Raw genomic sequence first — 13,579 nt, 5'->3', positions numbered from 1 at the left:
CGATACGCCGACGTGCTCAGGCGTGTTGCACAAAGGTGAGACGCACCGCAAAACCGATCAAAAGACTGCCGAATAACCATTGCTGCATCCGCTGCGCCGAGCGGCTGCGTGCCAGCCATTGGCCGAGGCGCGCACCGGCCAGGGCGTAGCAGCAGTCGAAAGCGAAACCGACTGCCACCAGGATGACCCCCAGCCACGCAAATTGCCCAGCCACCGGGCCGGCATGCGGATTGATGAACTGCGGCAGCAGTACCGAGCAGAACAGCAGGGCCTTTGGGTTCAACAGATTGGTCAGCAAACCGCGCTGAAACGCTGCGCGCCAGGCATGCACCGTTGACGGAGTATTAGCAGTGTCGAGGGCCGGCAGCATGTTCGCCCGCAGGCACTGCACACCCAGCCACAACAGATAGGCCGCGCCACCCAGGCGCACCACGTCGAAGGTCCACGGCGCGACCTTGAACAACGTCGCCAGCCCCATGCCCGCCAACGCCACATGGCACGCGCGGGCCAGCCCCAGGCCAATCGCCGTGGTCAGCGCCAAGGCCTTGCCCTGGCGCGCGCCGGTTTGCAGCAACAGGATCATGTCCGGCCCGGGCAACAGATACGCCACCGACAGGGCCACCAGAAATAACCAGAGTTCCGCCATGTTCCACTCCCCTTGTGTGCCGGCCAATTCTAGGTCCGAAGGGTGACGCAGGTGCTTGCGTAGTCAGCCGGAAAAGCGTCTAGTCTTGGCACTATCTGCCACTGATAACAATGCCGGCCATTCACTTATGCCAAATCTGAAATTCGATGCGTTCGACCGCAAGATTCTAGAGGCCCTGCAACGCGATGGCCGCTTGAGCAATGTGCAACTGGCCGACGAGATCGGCCTGTCCGCCTCACCTTGCCTGCGACGCGTGCGGTTGCTGGAAGAAGCCGGGGTGATTCGCGGCTATCAGGCCACCCTCGACCGCGATGAGGTGGGGTTGGGGATGATGGTGTTCGTGGGCGTGAAAGTTGAGCGGCATAACGACACCGAAGCCAATGCCTTCCGCGAGGCGGTGATGGCATTGCCGGAAGTGATCTCAGCGTTTCTGGTCTCGGGGGAATCGGACTTTTTGCTGCAGGTGGTGGTGCCGGATTTGCGCGGGTATGAGCGGTTTGTCACTGGCAGCCTGCTGAAGCTGCCGGGCGTGAGAGATATCCGCAGCAACTTCGCGATCCAGACCGTGAAAACCCCAGGGGCTTTGCCGCTGGGGCATTTGCCGGGTTGACACTGAAACTGAACTCACCGCAAAACGAATGTGGGAGCTGGCTTGCCTGCGATTGCGTCGGCGGAGCAAAAAGTGATGGTGTCTGACACTCCGCTATCGCAGGCAAGCCAGCTCCCACATTTTTGATCCGCCTCGGCCTTGGGGTCTGTTGTCAGGTCCACCAGTAGCGCACAAGATGAAAGAAAATCGGCGCCGCAAAACACACCGAATCCAGCCGATCCAGCATCCCGCCGTGCCCTTCGATCATATGCCCCCAGTCCTTCACGCCCCGGTCGCGCTTGATCGCCGACATGACAATGCCGCCGGCAAACCCCAGCAAGTTGATCAACAACGCAATCAGGAACGACTGCCACGGATTGAACGGTGTGGTCCACCACAGTGCCGCGCCGATCAGGGATGACAAGAGGATGCCGCCGACAAACCCTTCCACCGTTTTCGACGGTGACAAGTTAGGCGCGATCTTGTGTTTGCCGAACAGCTTGCCGCACACGTACTGCAGCACGTCGGACAGTTGCACCACGATCACCAGGTAGGCAATCAACAAGAGGTTGCGGCCTTCGTAGCCGGGGATGTCGAGGGTGAGCAAGGCGGGCACGAAGGATACGCAGAACACCGCGATCATCAGGCCCCATTGCACCTTCGACGCGCGCTCAAGGAAGTGCGTGCTGTCGCCGCCCAGCGAGGCGAGGATCGGCAACAGCAGGAACACATACACCGGGATGAAGATCGAGAACAACCCGTACCAGTCCGAATAAATCAGCAGGTATTGCAGGGGCAACGCCAGGTAGAACGCGGCGACCAGTGCTGGGTAGTCGCTGCGGCGGGTGGGCGTGAGCGTGAGGAATTCGCGCAGGGCGTAGAACGACACGGCGTAGAACAGCAGGATCACCGCGCCGGTGCCGAGCCAAAAGGCGACACCGATGACCACCACCATCACCCACCAGGCGTTGATGCGCGCGTTGAGGTTGTCGATCACCGCGTTCGGGTTGCCACGGGTACGCAGTTTGAGGATCAGGCCGATCAGCGAGGCGAGCACCAGGATCGCGCCGATGCCGCCGAACAACATCAGGGTTTGGCTATCCATCTCAGGAATGCTCCGGGGCAAGGGCGAGCAGAGCATCGCGAGTACGGGCGAGGAAGGCGACTTTGTCTTCACCTTCTTCCAATTGCAGCGGCGCGCCGAAGCTGGTGGTGCACAACAATGGCAGCGGCAATACGCGACCTTTGGGCATTACACGGTTCAGGTTGGCGATCCACACAGGAACCAGTTCGGCCTGTGGGTAACTTTTTGCCAGGTGGTACAGGCCGCTTTTGAACGGCAACAGGCCATCCTCAAGATTGCGCGTGCCTTCGGGGAAAATGATCAGCGAGTCGCCGCCTTCCAGGGCATTGAGCATGGGCTGCAATGGGTTATCCACAGGGTCTTTGCGTTCGCGGTCGATCAGCACGCCGTTGAACACGCGGTTGATGATGTAGCGGCGCAAGGCGCTTTTATTCCAGTAATCGCTGCCAGCTACCGGGCGCGTGAATTTGCGCAGGTTTTGCGGTAACGAGGCCCACAGCAGCACAAAGTCGCCGTGGCTGCTGTGGTTGGCGAAATAGATGCGTTGCACCGGCACCGGCGCGCAACCGAGCCACAGGCTGCGGGCGCCAGTGACGGTGCGGGCCATGGAGGTAATCAGCGTGGCGACCACGGGTTCGAACATGGGGATTCCTTATCCGGCGAAAGGCAGCCAAGGGCTGGCGAGGATCACGGCCAGGGTCAGCAGCGCTTGCGCACCGAGCAGCCAGGCTTGTTTGCGCAGCAGTTTGAGCGCGCCGCGACGGCGCTCGGTCCAGGGCCGGCCAGCGCGTTTGGGCGACTGCAGGCTGAGGTTTTGCAGGGCCTGGTCGAGGTCGGCGGTGCGCTCGATGTCGCGCGCCAGCAGGGCGAAGAGGTCAGCGTCAAACGCCACACGCAGCGCCCAGTACTTTTGCAGCAGCCCGAGGATAATCATCCACAGGCTCAGCAGCAGGCAAATCGGCGAAATACTCGCCATCAACAGTTGAGCCAAGCCGAATAATACGCCGACCAGCGTCAGGCCTGTGGATAACTGATCCAGCGAACGGCCGCGACGCAGCAGGCTGGCGACGACCTGGAGTTCCATATCAGCGGGCATGGGACAAATCCTCCAGCGCTTCTCGGTGAGCAGGGTGCAGGACCACTTCGGCCCGCGCTGTACGAATGATAGTCAGCGCATCCTCTACCGTCGCGGCACGTCGGGTATGCAACAGCCAGGCGGCGACGGCGGTGGCGCTGCGCGAATAGCCAAGCGCGCAGCACACCAGCAATGGGCCGCTGGCGCGCAAGCGTTCGATGGCGTGTGCGGCTTGTCGGCATTCGTCGGGTGTCGGTGCGATAAGGTCCAGCACGGGAATGGACTGATAGGCGCGCCCCTGTGGATTAATCGGCAATTCGGCGCAGAGATCGACGATGGCCATGAAGGGCGCCTGCTCACTTGTCGTAGGAATGCGCCCAAGCCAGACGTTATCCACAATCAAATCGGGTTGTGGATGTTTGCGTGTCCACAGGCGTGAGTTGATCCAGGCAGCTGCCAGGTAGGGCGCGTATAGCCAGCGCGCGGCGGGGGTTAATTGGCCATCTGCGCGTTTCTGAAAGCCGGAAGCACCGAGTACTAAATAATTGGTTTTGATCAACGCGAGAGAAACCGCCGGCCAGAGTATCCACAGCCAGCCACCGCCCAGTACAAAGGCAAGAATCGCCAACAGCAACCCGCCCACGCCGTAACGCACGCCCAACCGCCAGCGCTTGGGGTCGCGCGTCAGCCGGGCACTCAACAATGGGCTCGGGTGTTCAACCGGCCACAACCACACGCAAATCCACCCCGCGAGGGCGCCTGTGGGTAAGTCAATAAAGTGATGTTGATAAGTGGTCAGTACCGAAATACCGATCAACGCGAACCAACCATGCACCACCCACCGCCAGAACCCGTGGGTGTGGCGCTGGAACATGACCCACAGGATTACCAGCAGCGCGATATGCAGCGAAGGTGCCTGGTTGAACGGTTTGTCGAACCCGGCCAGCACCGCAAATAGCCAGCCGAATACGCCATCCAGTTCCGGCCGCTCGAAGGTAAAGCGCAGCGGCCAGATCAGAAAGCAGCTCACGGCAATCACCTGCGCACTCAGCAGCCGCAACGCATGTTGTTTCAACTCGTGGCGGGTATTGGGCAGCAGGAGTGAGAACCCATACAGCAGGTCAATGGTCCAGTAGGGCACGATGGTCCAAGCCCAAAACGGCATATGGGTTTCCCAGCCGAACACCAGCGTGCCGACGTCGCTGCGCTGGCTGGTGACCCAGGTGGCAAAGCCGTAGGTGCTGAAGAACAGCGGCGCCAACAGCAGCAGCCACAACACTGCGGGTTTCAATAAACCGGGTTCGCGCATGCTTAGATCTTCTGTGCCAGGGACACGGTAAAGATGCCCCACTCATCCACACGCTGGGTGATCTTGCGAAAGCCCGCAGCCTCGACCAACTGATCCATTTCCGCCTGGCTGCGGCGGCGCATCACCCAGGCCTGGCCCTGGCGGTGGCTGGTCAGCGCACGCGCGATCAGTTCCAGCTGCGGGTGCCACGGTTGGCCGGTGTACACCAGGTAACCGCCGGGCTCCATCGCTTCTGCCAGGCCGGCCAGCGAACCGCCGACCATGCCGTTATCGGCAAACAACTCATACAGCCCAGACACCACTGCCAGCGTCGGCTTGGGGTCCAGCGCGGCCAGGTCGAGGCGATCAAATGCATCGCCTTTGACGAACTGCGCGATATCCCCCAGGCCCTTCTCGCGAATCAAGGCGCCACCGTCGCGCACGTTGATGTCGCTGTAGTCGCGCAGCAGGATCGATTCCGGCAGCGGCGAAACGCCCTGCAGGGCTTCCAGGATGTAGCGACCATGACCGGCGGCGATATCCACGATGCGCACTTCGCGATCATCCGCGCGTAACTTGGCCATGGCCAGGCGCAGCAGTTCCTCGACGTTCAGCTTGCGCTGGCGAATGCCACGCCAGCCGATGGAGTTGAGGTAGTTGGAATCGATCATGCGCCCCAGCCCGCCCTTGCCGGTGGGCGTGTTGCGGTACACGTAGTCCAGGGTGCTGCCGGAGTCGAAGCCCGTGTCGAAACCCAGTTTCACCCCATCCGACAGGTTTTTGCCCAGGCCCATGCTGGCGCGGGTCATGCGCCAGTACAAATCGCGCAAGGAGTTGCGCGGCAGAGGCGCTGCAAGGGATTCAGATTCGGCGCAGGTGGCGCCGATTTTGTCGGCGTCGAGTAACGAGGCGCGGTCCAGCGGGTGTTCGAAGTTCTGCAGGATAAAGCGCTTGGCGCTGCTCACGGCGGTAGCGCGGTCGCGTTCGCCGAGCGTGTCGTGGAAAAAACCGGGAAGGATATGCAGCTCTTTTTTCAGGCTGCCGAGACGATCGAAAAATTGCTGCTGGGGTTTGCGGTGCACCACAAAGTCGGAGCCCGAGATCAGCAATTGGGTCGGCACCTGGATCGCCTGGGCATCGGCTACAACACGGTCGGCCGCTTCGTACAGGCCGAGCAGCACATTCACCGAAATGGCCTTGGTGATCAGCGGGTCACTGTCGTAGGACGCCACGCGTTCCGGGTCATGGCTGAGGAACTTGGCCTTGACGTAACTGTTGACGAAAAAGTTGCCACGAAACTTGCGCATCAGCGCCAGGCCCGGCCGGGCGAATGGCACGTAGAGCTTGACCTTGAACGCCGGGGACGCAAGTACCAGGGCGCGGATCTTCGGTGCGTAATCGTGCACCCAGGTCGCGGCAATCACCGCGCCGACGCTTTGGGCGATGACGGCGAAGTTTTCTTCTTCGATGCCATAGGTGGCGCCGATGTGATCGCAGAACGTCTGCACATCGCGGGCGCTGGTGGCGAAGCTCGGGCTGTCACCGCGCTCGCCGGGCGATTGGCCGTGGCCACGGGCATCCCAGGCGAAAAAGTCGAATTGCGGCAGGTCCAGTTCATCCACCAGATGGGCGATGCGCCCCGAATGCTCGTGGCCGCGATGGAACAGCACGATCGCCTTGCGCGGCTCCTCGCCAAACGCAGCGGTAGCGGGCCAGTGCCGGTAGAAAAGTTCGACGCCATCGTGGGTACTGAAGGTGTGCTCTTGCTGTTCGCGCATCGCAAAATCCTTATGCAGAAGGGGATGTCGTTTCTTTAAGACCTTGGCGCACGCGGTTGACCAGGGTGTAGGCGAGCAGGGCAGCGACCAGCCACATCACTGCATCGACCCAACCCGCGCCCAGCCAGCCCAGCGCCACGCCGGTGGCCAGTACGCCCAATACAAACGCTCGATCACTCTTGCCCATCGGCCCGTCATAGCGGCGCGATGCGCCCACCATCGGCCCAAGCACTCCGGCGTATTCGCTGAACACTGCGAGCAAAGCCACCAGCAACACCGGCGCCAGGCTTACGCCGGGGATCAACGCAAACGGCAGGATCAACGCGCTGTCGGCGATTACGTCGCACAGTTCATTGAGGTAGGCGCCCAGGCGCGACTGCTGGCCGAATTCGCGGGCGAGCATGCCGTCGATGGCATTGAGGGCCATGCGCAGGATCATCCACAGCGGGATCAGCGCAAACAGCCACAGGTGTTGGGCAAAGCTGGCGATCAACAGGCCGACCAGCAGCGAAATCACGCCGGCCAGGACGGTGATCTGGTTGGCGGTGGTGCCGTTGTCGTAGAGGCGCTGCACCAGCGGGCGCAGCAGGTTTTGAAAGCGCGGCTTGAGCTGATAGATCGAAATCATAAGGGGTGACGCTTCCTTGTCCGTTGACCCGCGAAAAACTGTTCTGGAGTGTGCCGATTAATCGTGGCGTGCACCAGTGATGGCGCGTGTTTATGGGGGTTTAGTCACGATCTTGAACACAACAATGTTCCACACAAGCCCGCATCCACAGGAATTTAGGGTGTACTGAAACTGCCGGTTTTCGAACAAAAATTTCACGCGTCGTGTTATATCGTAACGAATTGTGTACATGCGGACGCTAAGTGGATGCAAATGGATCTGGAAGCTGACGGCGCTTCGGTGGAAGGCCTTCCGCGGTTTCAACAGGGGCTGTTCCATGCCCGTCGATTGCGCCAAGCCGGTATCAGCCTGACGGTGCTGGCCGTTGCCGGCTGGGTGCTGGCGCTGTTTGTCGCGCTGTTTGCGCCGCTGTCGATTTGGCCGGTGGTGTTGATCAACGGTGCGTCGGCGTTGCTGCTGCTGGTGGCTGGTTTGCAATCGGCATGGTGGGTGGCGGATTGGCGCGCCCAGGCGTTGGAAGCGCCGGCGGTTGAAGAACCGGTTGAAGACACCGGCCGGTACGCGCGCCTTGCAGAGCGTTTTGGCAAGCAGATCGGCGCGCCGGTGCTGTGGCTTGGCGGTTGGTCGCTGCTGGCACTGGTCAGCGTTATCGAATTCTGGAACCTGGCCTTGCCCGCCGCGCCGGTCGGTCAATCGGCAAGCATCGGTGCGGCGCTGGCGCTGGCCTTGGCATTTGGCCTGCTGGTGTTCGAACGTCGTCTGGCCCAGGAAACCGCTGCGCAGTGGCCGGAAGCCGCGCAACTGGCTCAGCTAAGCCGAGTGGCGATTATTTGCCTGGTGATCAGTGCGATTTGCCTGCTGTTCGCAGGGGCGAATTCCGTCTGGCCCCTTAGGTTGGCCGTGTTGATCGGCCTGCTGCCGGCGCTGGTCTCGCTGGAGTTTCTTTTAAGAGCAGTGCTGTCACTGTTTAGCCCGCGTCAGCCACGCCTCGAACCCCGCCTGATGGCGCAAAGTTTTATCGCGGGGCTGCTGCGCTGGCCGCCACAACCCTTGCTTGCGTTGCAGCACGAGTTGCACAACCGATTCGGTATCGATTTGCGCCAGATCTGGGCGTTTACCTACATGCGTCGCGCGTTTCTGCCGGTGCTGTTGGTGGTGCTGGCGGTAGGCTGGGGGCTGACCGGCGTGCACGAAGTGCCGCTGCAAGGGCGTGGGATTTATGAGCGCTTCGGCAAACCGGTGCAGGTCTTCGGCCCTGGCCTGCATGCGGGTTTGCCATGGCCGTTGGGCCGCGTAATAAGCGTTGAAAATGGTGTGGTGCATGAGCTGGCCACCAGCGTCAGTGAAGCCGCCGCCCCGGAACTCGCCCCCGCCGAAGGCCCACCGCCGCTGATCGCCAACCGCTTGTGGGATGCCAGCCATGTGAATGACAAATCCCAAGTGATCGCCAGCAGCAGCGGCGACAAACAGAGCTTCCAGATCGTCAATATGGATGTGCGTTTTGTCTACCGCATTGGCCTCACCGACCAGGCCGCGCTTGCCGCCACCTATAACAGTGCGGATGTGCCGACCCTGATCCGCAGCACCGCCAGCCGCATCCTGGTGCACGACTTTGCCTCGCGCACCCTCGATGAACTGCTCGGTGAACAACGCACCAGCCTGGCCGACGAGATCGGCCGCGCGGTGCAGGCGGACCTGCAAAAGCTCGACAGCGGCGTGGAAATCCTCGCCACCGTGGTCGAGGCGATCCACCCACCGGCCGGTGCCGCCAACGCCTATCACGGCGTGCAAGCCGCACAAATTGGCGCCCAAGCGTTGATCTCTCGCGAACGCGGCGCGGCCAGCGAACAAACCAACCAGGCCTTGCTCCAGGCCAGCACCGCGCGCGACCAGGCCCAGGCCACTGCACGCGAAGTGAATGCGGGCGCCCAAGCGGCCGACCTGCGTTTTATCGCCGAACAAAAGGCCTACGCCACGGCCGGCCAGGCGTTCGTGCTGGAACAGTATTTGGGCCAACTCAGCCAGGGCCTGGCTCACGCCAAGCTGTTAATTCTGGATCATCGCTTGGGCGCCGATGGCGCGCCGACGATCGATCTGCGTTCTTTTACCTTGCCGGCCGATCCCTCGGTGCCGCGTAAAGCCGTTCAATAAGGAGTTTGTCTGTTGAGCGCTCATTCTCACGATCATCATCACGGCCATCACCACCACCATCATCACGGTGACGAGCAAGCCGCCGGCCCATTCCCATGGCGGCGCATGGCCTGGGCGCTGTTGCTGGTGCTGTTTGCGGTCGCGGCCGCCAGCCTGGTGCAGGTGCGCTCCGGCGAGGCCACGGTGATTACCCGTTTCGGCAACCCATCGCGGGTGCTGCTGGAGCCGGGCCTTGGCTGGCGCTGGCCGGCGCCGTTCGAAGCGGCGATCCCGGTGGACTTGCGCCTGCGCACCACCTCCAGCGGTTTGCAGGATGTTGGCACCCGGGATGGCCTGCGCATCATCGTGCAGGCCTATGTGGCGTGGCAGGTGCAGGGTGACGCCGAGAATGTGCAGCGCTTTATGCGCGCCGTGCAGAACCAGCCGGATGAAGCGGCGCGACAGATCCGTACCTTTGTGGGATCGGCGCTGGAAACCACGGCGGCCAGTTTCGATTTGTCCAGCTTGATCAACACCGATGCCAGCCAGGTGCGCATCGCCGATTTCGAAACGCAGTTGCGCCAGCAGATTGATCAACAATTGCTCACCACCTATGGCGTGCGCGTGGCCCAAGTCGGCATTGAGCGGCTGACCTTGCCGTCGGTAACCCTCACCGCCACCGTCGACCGCATGCGCGCCGAGCGTGAAACCATCGCCACCGAACGCACCGCTGTGGGCAAGCGCGAAGCGGCGCAGATCCGTTCTGCTGCCGAGCGCGATGCACGCATCGTACAGGCCGACGCCACGGTGAAAGCCGCCGATATCGAAGCGCAGTCGCGGGTCGAAGCAGCGCAGATCTATGGCCGCGCGTACGCCGGTAATCCCCAGCTGTATAACCTGCTGCGCTCGCTGGATACCTTGGGCACCGTGGTCACGCCGGGCACCAAGATCATCCTGCGCACCGATGCCGCGCCGTTCCGCGCCTTGGTGGACGGGCCGAAGGACGTTCAGCCATGACCGAGCGTGCCAGTCCGGACAGCCCATGGATCCAGGCCGGGCGTCTGACCTTCCTGGCGTTGTACGCGGTGACCGTGTTGGCGGCGTTGGCTTGGGCGTTTTCCAATGTGCGCCAGATCGACCCGCAGAACCGCGCCGTGGTGCTGCACTTTGGCGCCCTCGACCGTATCCAGAATGCCGGGTTGCTGTTGGCGTGGCCGCAGCCGTTCGAGCAGGTGGTGCTGTTGCCGGCCGCCGACCGGGTGATCGAACGTCGGGTGGAGAACCTGCTGCGTTCCGACGCGGCGATCCAGGCCGACCGCGTGGCCAGCTTCGCCACGCCGTTGAGTGATGCGCTGGCCGGCTCCGGCTACCTGCTGACCGGCGATGCCGGTGTGGTGCAGCTGGATGTGCGGGTGTTCTACAAAGTCACTGAACCTTACGCCTTTGTGTTGCAGGGCGACCATGTGTTGCCGGCTTTGGATCGGCTGGTGACCCGCAGCGCCGTGGCCCTGACGGCCGCGCGTGACCTGGACACGATTTTGGTGGCGCGCCCCGAACTGATCGGTACCGACAATGGCGCCGCCGAGCGCCGTGAGCGGCTGCGCGGCGATCTGGTGCAAGGCATCAATAAGCGCCTCACGGAGCTGGCTTCCACAGGCTTGGGATTGGGCATCGCAGTGACCCGCGTCGATGTGCAATCGAGCCTGCCGGGCCCGGCGGTGAATGCCTTCAATGCCGTCCTCACTGCCAGTCAACAAGCCGATAAAGCCGTGGCCAACGCTCGCACCGAAGCCGAAAAGCTCACCCAAAATGCAACCCAACAAGCTGATCGCCTGGTGCAAGTTGCCCACGCCCAGGCCAGCGAACGCCTGGCCAATGCCCAGGCGCAAACCGCAACCGTCGCCAGCCTGGCCCAGGTGAAAGACCCGGGCCTGTTGTTGCGCCTGTACCGTGAACGTCTGCCGAAGATTCTCGGCCAGGCCGGTTCCGTGACCACGGTCGATCCAAAAGACGACTCCCGCTTGATCATCCAGGGAGCCGAACAATGAGCGTGCCCATGCTGACCTCCGCCGAACAGCGCAGCGCCGCCCGGCAATTGACCCTGGCCATGTTGGCCTTGGGCTTGCTGATACTGGGCCTGGTATGGCGCTGGCTGGCACCGGACCAGAACGGTGTGAGCCAATTGCTGCTGGGCGTGGCGTCCTTGCTGGTGGCCGTGCCGGTGATGCGTTCGGCCTGGTACAGCCTGCGGTTCCCCAGCCTGCATGGCATCACCGACCAACTGATCGCCCTGGCCATGCTCGGTGCTTGGGCTACGGGGGATCTGCTGACCGCCGCGCTGTTGCCGATCATCATGATTTTCGGCCACGTGCTGGAAGAACGCAGCGTAATCGGCTCACAGGAAGCGATCCATGCCCTGGGCAAACTGACCCGCAGCCATGCGCGGCGGGTGCAGGCTGACGGCAGCATTGTTGAAGTGGATAACGGCACGCTGAACACTGGCGATGTCGTCGAGGTGCGCGCGGGTGATCGGGTGCCCGCCGATGGCGTGGTGCTGTCGGGCCAGGCGAGCCTGGACACGGCGCCGATTACCGGTGAGTCGGTACCGTTGGAAGCCAGCGCAGGGGTGCTGGTGTTTGGCGGCGCGATCAACCTCGACGGCCTGCTGCGCCTTGAGGTGACCCGCACCGGTAACGAATCCACCTTAGGCAAAGTCATCGCGCTGATGCAGAACGCCGAGCGTTCCAAGCCACCGATTACGCGGCTGCTGGAGCGCTATGCCGGCAGCTATATGGTGTTGGTGTTGTTGCTGGCGGCGGTGACCTGGTTTGTGACCAATGACGCCCAGGCGATGCTCGCCGTGCTGGTGGCGGCATGTCCATGTGCGCTGGTGCTGTCGGCGCCGGCCACGGCGATTGCCGGAATTGCGGTGGCGGCGCGGCACGGGATTCTGATTCGCAGCTCGGCGTTTCTGGAGGAGTTGGCGGACCTGACTTCACTGGTGGTCGACAAGACCGGCACCCTGACCTTTGGCACCTTGCGTCTGCAATCCATCGAAACCACGGCGCCGGATCGGCAGGTGGTGTTGAACCTGGCTGCCAGCCTGGGCTCGGCCAGCAGCCACCCGGTCAGCCGGGCGTTGGCGGGGTTGGCGACGCAGGACCAGATGCACGTGTTGACGGACATTCGCGAACGCCAGGGGCTGGGCGTCGTGGCGCAAACCCAGCAGGGCGAAGCGGCCTTGGGCCGGCCAGAGTTATTCGAGCAACTGGGCATTGTCACCACGGCTGTGCCGAACCACGATGGCCCGATCGCCGGGCTGGCGCTGAACGGGCAATTTCTGGCCTGGCTGCTGCTGGCCGACAGTGTCAAACCGGAAGCACGCCAAGCCCTGCAAGAGCTGCGCGAGCTCGGCCTCGGTCGGCAACTGCTGCTCACGGGCGATCGCCAAAGCGTGGCCGACAGCCTCGCGCTGGAGGTGGGCATCAGCGACGTCGAAGCCCAGGCCCTGCCGGAAGACAAGCTCAACCGCGTGCTGGGGGAAATCGGCAGCGGTTTTCGCCCGATGGTGGTGGGCGACGGCATCAATGATTCCCTGGCGCTCAAGGCCGGTGTGGTCGGCGTGGCCATGGGCGCGGGCGGCGCGGATATTGCACTGGCATCGGCTGACGTGGTGCTGATCGGCAGCGACCTGCGGCGCCTGGGTACTTGTGTGCGCTTAAGTCGCCAGTGCCGGCAGACGTTGCAGGTCAATGTGATCATCGGCTTGGGCTGGACCTTGGCCATCGTCGTGTTTGCGGCGTTCGGTTGGCTGGGTGCGGCGGGCGCGATGATTGCGGCGGTGCTGCATAACCTCAGCACGTTGCTGGTACTTGGAAATGCCGGGCGTTTGTTGCGGTTTCAGGAACCCCTGTTGAAGCTTGAAGAATAATCTTCAGAAATAGTTGAAAGGCGCTGTAACGCCGATGGGGGACCTCGCTCTAGTGGTGTGTCGAGACTGAACAATCCGTTCAGACCGACACCCACACTGATCCCTGAGGACTACAAAATGAACATCAAAAATGCCGTTTCCGGTGCTGCCCTGGCTTTCGCTGCCGCCACTATGTTTGCCGGTGTCGCCACCCAGGCACAGGCCGCCGACGCTACTGTTCATTGCTACGGCGTAACTTCCTGCAAAGGCATGAACGACTGCAAGACCGCTGAAAATGCCTGCAAAGGGCAGGGCTCCTGCAAGGGTCATGGTTTCAAGGCCATGACCAAGGCTGCCTGTGACGCCGCTGGCGGCAAAGTCGGCGAGTAATCGCAGCCGAGTGCTACCGCAGCGGTTTACCGTCCGCTGCGGACACTTTCCCAGGAGTGTC

Annotated in this window: 13 protein-coding genes; 6 read left to right on the top strand and 7 right to left on the bottom strand. The window is 62.5% G+C overall.

The window, feature by feature from the left end; genetic code table 11:
- Nucleotides 1-16 precede the first annotated feature (16 nt).
- Nucleotides 17-646 (bottom strand): LysE family translocator, encoded by a 630-nt coding sequence (locus tag BFP95_RS12135; RefSeq protein WP_065875567.1) that lies wholly within the window; start codon nt 644-646, stop codon nt 17-19.
- A 136-nt stretch (nt 647-782) separates the two neighbouring features.
- Here BFP95_RS12135 and BFP95_RS12130 point away from each other — a divergent pair, with 136 nt between their 5' ends.
- Complete coding sequence (locus BFP95_RS12130; protein WP_065875668.1) at nt 783-1,256, top strand: Lrp/AsnC family transcriptional regulator; 474 nt, start codon at nt 783-785, stop codon at nt 1,254-1,256.
- 151 nt (nt 1,257-1,407) lie between these two features.
- Here the strand turns inward: BFP95_RS12130 and BFP95_RS12125 are convergent, their stop codons facing one another.
- From BFP95_RS12125 to BFP95_RS12100, 6 genes are read right to left on the bottom strand one after another with little or no spacing between them, the layout of a single operon-like run.
- A complete protein-coding gene (locus tag BFP95_RS12125) occupies nt 1,408-2,340 on the bottom strand; it encodes a phosphatidate cytidylyltransferase (RefSeq protein WP_065910146.1) in 933 nt (310 codons plus the stop codon).
- A gap of 1 nt (nt 2,341) precedes the next feature.
- Nucleotides 2,342-2,962 (bottom strand): lysophospholipid acyltransferase family protein, encoded by a 621-nt coding sequence (locus tag BFP95_RS12120; protein WP_065875565.1) that lies wholly within the window; start codon nt 2,960-2,962, stop codon nt 2,342-2,344.
- Nucleotides 2,963-2,971: 9 nt separating this feature from the next.
- Complete coding sequence (locus BFP95_RS12115; protein WP_065875564.1) at nt 2,972-3,415, bottom strand: hypothetical protein; 444 nt, start codon at nt 3,413-3,415, stop codon at nt 2,972-2,974.
- Nucleotides 3,405-4,703 (bottom strand): phosphatase PAP2/dual specificity phosphatase family protein, encoded by a 1,299-nt coding sequence (locus BFP95_RS12110; protein ID WP_065875563.1) that lies wholly within the window; start codon nt 4,701-4,703, stop codon nt 3,405-3,407. The genes BFP95_RS12115 and BFP95_RS12110 overlap by 11 nt, the downstream gene beginning before the upstream one ends.
- A gap of 2 nt (nt 4,704-4,705) precedes the next feature.
- Nucleotides 4,706-6,460, bottom strand: coding sequence for a bifunctional alpha/beta hydrolase/class I SAM-dependent methyltransferase (locus BFP95_RS12105; protein ID WP_065910144.1), 1,755 nt, complete (start codon nt 6,458-6,460; stop codon nt 4,706-4,708).
- Nucleotides 6,461-6,470: 10 nt separating this feature from the next.
- Nucleotides 6,471-7,088 carry a CDP-alcohol phosphatidyltransferase family protein gene (locus tag BFP95_RS12100; protein ID WP_065875561.1) on the bottom strand — a complete coding sequence of 206 codons (618 nt, stop codon included), beginning with the start codon at nt 7,086-7,088 and terminating at the stop codon, nt 6,471-6,473.
- A 246-nt stretch (nt 7,089-7,334) separates the two neighbouring features.
- Here BFP95_RS12100 and hflK (BFP95_RS12095) point away from each other — a divergent pair, with 246 nt between their 5' ends.
- The 5 genes from hflK (BFP95_RS12095) to BFP95_RS12075 all read left to right on the top strand — a co-directional run bounded on the left by hflK (BFP95_RS12095) (nt 7,335) and on the right by BFP95_RS12075 (nt 13,518).
- Nucleotides 7,335-9,239, top strand: coding sequence for a protease modulator HflK (hflK, locus tag BFP95_RS12095; protein ID WP_065875560.1), 1,905 nt, complete (start codon nt 7,335-7,337; stop codon nt 9,237-9,239).
- Between the two features lie 9 nt (nt 9,240-9,248).
- A complete protein-coding gene (gene hflC, locus BFP95_RS12090; protein ID WP_175405976.1) occupies nt 9,249-10,235 on the top strand; it encodes a protease modulator HflC in 987 nt (328 codons plus the stop codon).
- On the top strand, nt 10,232-11,266 hold the full coding sequence (gene hflK, locus BFP95_RS12085) for a protease modulator HflK (RefSeq protein ID WP_065880324.1): 1,035 nt from the start codon (nt 10,232-10,234) through the stop codon (nt 11,264-11,266). Before hflC ends, hflK (BFP95_RS12085) begins: the two co-directional genes overlap by 4 nt.
- A complete protein-coding gene (locus BFP95_RS12080) occupies nt 11,263-13,149 on the top strand; it encodes a cation-translocating P-type ATPase (protein WP_065880323.1) in 1,887 nt (628 codons plus the stop codon). Before hflK (BFP95_RS12085) ends, BFP95_RS12080 begins: the two co-directional genes overlap by 4 nt.
- 117 nt (nt 13,150-13,266) lie before the next feature.
- Entirely contained in the window at nt 13,267-13,518 is a 252-nt protein-coding gene (locus BFP95_RS12075; RefSeq protein ID WP_065875556.1) for a BufA2 family periplasmic bufferin-type metallophore, read from the top strand.
- Nucleotides 13,519-13,579 lie beyond the last annotated feature (61 nt).

The organism is Pseudomonas sp. 58 R 12, from assembly GCF_900005865.1.
Taxonomy (GTDB): Bacteria; Pseudomonadota; Gammaproteobacteria; order Pseudomonadales; family Pseudomonadaceae; genus Aquipseudomonas; species Aquipseudomonas tritici.
Note: the sequence above shows the minus strand (reverse complement) of the source record. Positions and strands in the feature narration are given on the sequence as shown.

What these genes read in the sequence shown, in the direction of transcription:
- BFP95_RS12080 (WP_065880323.1), top strand. Translation starts at nt 11,263, where the DNA reads ATGAGCGTGCCCATGCTGACCTCCGCCGAACAGCGCAGCGCCGCCCGG.
- BFP95_RS12105 (WP_065910144.1), bottom strand. Translation starts at nt 6,460, where the DNA reads ATGCGCGAACAGCAAGAGCACACCTTCAGTACCCACGATGGCGTCGAA.
- BFP95_RS12115 (WP_065875564.1), bottom strand. Translation starts at nt 3,415, where the DNA reads ATGCCCGCTGATATGGAACTCCAGGTCGTCGCCAGCCTGCTGCGTCGC.
- BFP95_RS12110 (WP_065875563.1), bottom strand. Translation starts at nt 4,703, where the DNA reads ATGCGCGAACCCGGTTTATTGAAACCCGCAGTGTTGTGGCTGCTGCTG.
- hflK (WP_065875560.1), top strand. Translation starts at nt 7,335, where the DNA reads ATGCAAATGGATCTGGAAGCTGACGGCGCTTCGGTGGAAGGCCTTCCG.
- BFP95_RS12135 (WP_065875567.1), bottom strand. Translation starts at nt 646, where the DNA reads ATGGCGGAACTCTGGTTATTTCTGGTGGCCCTGTCGGTGGCGTATCTG.
- BFP95_RS12120 (WP_065875565.1), bottom strand. Translation starts at nt 2,962, where the DNA reads ATGTTCGAACCCGTGGTCGCCACGCTGATTACCTCCATGGCCCGCACC.
- BFP95_RS12100 (WP_065875561.1), bottom strand. Translation starts at nt 7,088, where the DNA reads ATGATTTCGATCTATCAGCTCAAGCCGCGCTTTCAAAACCTGCTGCGC.
- hflK (WP_065880324.1), top strand. Translation starts at nt 10,232, where the DNA reads ATGACCGAGCGTGCCAGTCCGGACAGCCCATGGATCCAGGCCGGGCGT.
- BFP95_RS12125 (WP_065910146.1), bottom strand. Translation starts at nt 2,340, where the DNA reads ATGGATAGCCAAACCCTGATGTTGTTCGGCGGCATCGGCGCGATCCTG.
- BFP95_RS12075 (WP_065875556.1), top strand. Translation starts at nt 13,267, where the DNA reads ATGAACATCAAAAATGCCGTTTCCGGTGCTGCCCTGGCTTTCGCTGCC.